Here is a 3,445-nt window from a genome sequence, read left to right as displayed (position 1 = left end):
AGACAGAAGACAGAAGACAGAAGACAGAAGACAGAAGACAGAAGACAGAACGAGCTTTACCAAGCCTTAGAGGGCTGTCAAGCCATTACTGTCATCTGTCGACCGTCATCTGTCGACTAATTCACCCCTGCCCCTTGATCTCTTTCAAGCCCTTGTAAACCGCGCCGGCACCCAGCTTCTCTTCGATGCGCAGCAGGCGGTTGTACTTGGCGACCCGGTCGGAGCGACACAGTGAGCCGGTCTTGATCTGGCCAGCCGCAGTGCCCACAGCCAGGTCGGCGATGGTGGTGTCTTCGGTTTCACCGGAGCGGTGCGAGATAACGGCGGTGTAGCCGGCATCCTTGGCCATCTTTATGGCTTCCAGCGTTTCGGTCAGGGAGCCGATCTGATTGAACTTGATCAGAATCGAGTTGCCAATGCCCTTGTCGATGCCCTCCTGGAAGATCTTGGTGTTGGTCACAAACAGGTCGTCACCCACCAGTTGAATCTTGTCGCCGAGCAGTTCGGTCTGTACTTTCCAGCCGTCCCAGTCGCTTTCGTCGAGGCCGTCTTCGATGGAGACGATTGGGTACTTGTCGCACAGTTCGCCCAGAAACTCGGAGAAGCCTTTGGAGTCATACACCTTGCCTTCACCGGCCAGGTCGTATTTGCCGTTCTTGTAGAATTCGGAAGCGGCACAGTCCAGAGCCAGAGTGACATTTTCACCCAGCTTGTAGCCGGCCTTGGCCACGGCATCGCCGATGATCTGCAACGCTGCTTCGTTGGACTCCAGGTTGGGTGCAAAGCCGCCTTCGTCACCGACGGCCGTGCTCAGGCCCTTGGCGCTCAGCTCTTTTTTCAGCGCGTGGAAAATCTCCGCACCGCAGCGCAGCGCTTCACGGAATGAGGTGAAGCCAACCGGCTGAACCATGAATTCCTGAATATCCACATTGTTGTCAGCATGCTCACCGCCATTGATAATGTTCATCATCGGCACCGGCATGGAGAACTGGCCGGGCGTGCCATTGATCTCGGCGATGTATTCGTACAGTTCAATGCCCTTCTCAGCCGCTACCGCCTTGGCGGTGGCGAGGGACACGGCCAGGATGGCGTTGGCGCCCAGTTCGGACTTGTTCTCGGTGCCATCCAGTTTAAGCATGGCATGGTCTATACCCTGCTGATCTGCGGCATTCTTGCCCTTCAGCTCTGCAAGAATGCGCGTGTTGATATTCTCGACCGCTTTCGCAACGCCCTTGCCCAGATAACGGGACTTGTCGCCATCGCGCAGCTCCAGTGCTTCACGGGAACCGGTTGAGGCGCCAGACGGCGCACAGGCGGTGCCAACTGCTCCGGATTCCAGATAAACGTCTGCCTCGACGGTCGGGTTACCACGACTGTCCAGAACTTCCCTTGCTTTGATATCTGCGATAGTTGTCATTCGACACACTCCGGTTGTTGTGTTCATCAAGTGAGCGACCAGTCAAAAGTCGCACCCTACTGGCATGTAAGTTTCTTACAAAACCACACCAAAAGAAACCCCAGCGGTGCATTTGTTAGCCAACTGCACCGGTTTTGGGGGTTATATTCTTACAATTTTCATCGCGAAGACTGATAGTCCAGGGCCGCATTGATAAAGCCGGAGAACAGCTGGTGCCCATCGCGTGGGGTGCTGGTGAACTCCGGGTGGAACTGGCAGGCCAGGAACCAGGGGTGGTCCGGCACCTCGACAATTTCCACCAGATTGCCATCTTCGCTGCGCCCCGCAATGCGCAGGCCATGCTTTTCCAGTTGGGCAACATAGTGGTCGTTCACTTCATAACGGTGTCGATGGCGCTCGATAATGCGTTCGCTCTGATAAGCCTGATACGACAGTGACTCCGGGTTGACAAGGCAGGCCTGCCCGCCGAGGCGCATGGTGCCGCCCAGATCGGACTGTTCATCACGTTCGACTTTGCGCCCGTCCGATTCAATCCATTCGGTTATCAGGCCCACGACCGGATGGCGTGCCTGGCGGTTGAACTCGGTAGAGTGAGCGCCCTCCAGGCCGGCGACATGACGAGCGAATTCGATCACGGCAACCTGCATACCCAGGCAGATACCCAGATAGGGCACACGATTTTCGCGCGCGTACTGCACCGCAAGGATCTTGCCTTCGACGCCGCGATACCCAAAGCCACCGGGCACGAGAATGGCCGACGCATGCTGCAGAATCTCGACACCTTCGTCTTCTACCCGCTCGGCATCGATCATATCGACGGTTACCTTGGTGCGGCTGCGGATACCGGCATGATCCAGCGCTTCCAGCAATGACTTGTAGGCATCCGGCAGCTCCATGTACTTGCCCACCATGGCAATGGTGACTTCCTGCTGCGGATTCAGCTTGCGGTCGGCAACATCGTTCCACTCGCTCAGGTCGGCACGCGGACAGTCCAGACCGAAGCGTTCGACCACGATGTCATCCAGACCAAAGCCTGCCAGAGTACCGGGAATGCGATAGATGGTGTCGGCATCGAGCAGCGGAATGACGGCGCGCTCTTCCACGTTGGTAAACAGGGAAATTTTCTTCAGCGCGCTGCGGTCGATTTCCACTTCCGAGCGACACAGCAGAATGTCGGGCTGCAGACCGATGGTGCGCAATTCCTTGACCGAATGCTGGGTGGGCTTGGTTTTGATCTCTCCGGCCGTCGCGATATAGGGCACCAGTGTCAGGTGCATGGAAAGGGCCCGGCGGCTGCCCAGCTCGACCTTGAGCTGACGCACGGCTTCCAGAAACGGCAGTGACTCGATGTCCCCTACGGTGCCGCCAATCTCGACCAGCGCCACATCGGCATTGCCGGCGCCTTCGATAACACGGCGCTTGATTTCATCGGTGATATGCGGAATGACCTGCACCGTGCCGCCGAGGTAGTCGCCACGGCGCTCCTTCTTCAGCACATGCTGGTAGACACGCCCGGTGGTGAAATTGTTGTACTGGGTCATCTTGGTGCGCACGAAACGCTCGTAGTGGCCCAGATCGAGGTCAGTTTCAGCGCCGTCATGGGTCACGAATACTTCACCGTGCTGGAACGGGCTCATGGTGCCGGGGTCTACATTGATATAGGGATCGAGCTTGAGCATGGTGACCTTGAGGCCGCGCGCTTCCAGAATGGCGGCCAACGAGGCGGAAGCGATGCCTTTCCCGAGAGAGGAAACAACACCACCGGTGACAAAGATATAGCGAGTCATAGTTGGCCCATCTTGCTGAAAACGGAAAAACCCCACCTGCACTGGCACAAAAAGGCGCGAAAATTCAGGCAGGACGGGGTTGCTGGAGCAGCAGCAATGCGCTTCGGCTGCTCATCCAAGATGGGCGCATAAGATACCACAGGGGGTCACGGGGGACAATCACGGCAAACGGAATCTACCCTGATTTGGGGGCCTGCGGCCCCATCGCGCAACGGGGTGCGCTCCCACGGTAGGAGGCCAG

Annotated in this window: 2 protein-coding genes; both read right to left on the bottom strand. The window is 57.6% G+C overall.

Annotated features, from left to right (window positions below; all coding sequences use genetic code 11):
• Window positions 1–121: 121 nt before the first annotated feature.
• Complete coding sequence (gene eno, locus LAT62_RS16220; protein ID WP_293386263.1) at window positions 122–1,417, bottom strand: phosphopyruvate hydratase; 1,296 nt, start codon at window positions 1,415–1,417, stop codon at window positions 122–124.
• A gap of 158 nt (window positions 1,418–1,575) precedes the next feature.
• The gene (locus tag LAT62_RS16215) at window positions 1,576–3,204 is read right to left on the bottom strand and encodes a CTP synthase (RefSeq protein ID WP_293386261.1); all 1,629 of its coding nucleotides are present in this window, start codon (window positions 3,202–3,204) and stop codon (window positions 1,576–1,578) included.
• Between the last annotated feature and the right edge of the window lie 241 nt (window positions 3,205–3,445).

Source organism: Natronospirillum sp. (assembly GCF_022565775.1).
Classification (GTDB): domain Bacteria; phylum Pseudomonadota; class Gammaproteobacteria; order Pseudomonadales; family Natronospirillaceae; genus Natronospirillum.
Note: the sequence above shows the minus strand (reverse complement) of the source record. Positions and strands in the feature narration are given on the sequence as shown.